Source organism: Microcystis sp. T1-4, from assembly GCF_000297435.1.
Lineage (GTDB): Bacteria > Cyanobacteriota > Cyanobacteriia > Cyanobacteriales > Microcystaceae > Microcystis.
Genome location: NZ_CAIP01000311.1, coordinates 1 through 772, shown reverse-complemented (window position 1 = coordinate 772; position 772 = coordinate 1). Strand labels below are relative to the sequence as shown.

Here is a 772-nt window from a genome sequence, read left to right as displayed (position 1 = left end):
AAATTAAAGGCTTGGCCAAAACTTGAGAATTAACCAAATCTAATAAAGCTGAGTTATCTTGAAAAAAAGCCGCTACCCCCAGTTGATGAAAACTCACTGCTTTATAATCACGCCAAATTAAGGCTTTTCCCTTGGCAGTTCTTAGTCGTACCTTACCGCCATCTAGGCTCATTTCTTCCACTTCCACTTCTGGGTTAGACGGTAATTCTTCAAAAGCATATCGATGTACGAGGCGTTGTTGGGTACTGTGAGAAACAGCAATCCCTGTCAATGATTTGATTTTCTGCGCCGATTTTTCGTAGGATTCATCGCCACTTAATAGCAAACAGTTCTTCTCTAACATTGGACTCATCTGAGTCCGAGACTTTATTTCTAATTTTTTCGCTTGTTTTTCTGTAATTGGTAATTCCCCCAAAATACTTTTCACTTTTCTCGTCCGACCGGCAGTTTCTTCTGTGCTTGTTTTGACAAAAAAATACCGATTTCTGGGTTAACATAATGAATCATTAAATCTCTGACTGTCTCCTCTATCTCTCCCAAGTTATTAAATTTCTTAATTTGGGATTGCTCATAGAGACATTGCCCTAACTCTTGACATAACTCTTTAATTCTTTTTTCATTTTCTGATAACATTGAATTATTCCTCCCATCGAGAGCTATTCTGAATTGTAAGTTATAACTATTATAATCTCATTTCTCTTTGTGATCAAGTTGAAGATTTTCTAGTTTTTGACTGCTATAAGTATTAATACTCATTGCATAAGTGAGATGC

At 36.3% G+C, this 772-nt stretch carries 1 pseudogene; it reads right to left on the bottom strand.

Annotated elements, in window-relative coordinates:
- A pseudogene (locus MICAI_RS25130) lies at nt 1–633 on the bottom strand (ISKra4 family transposase); the annotation flags it as partial.
- Nucleotides 634–772 lie beyond the last annotated feature (139 nt).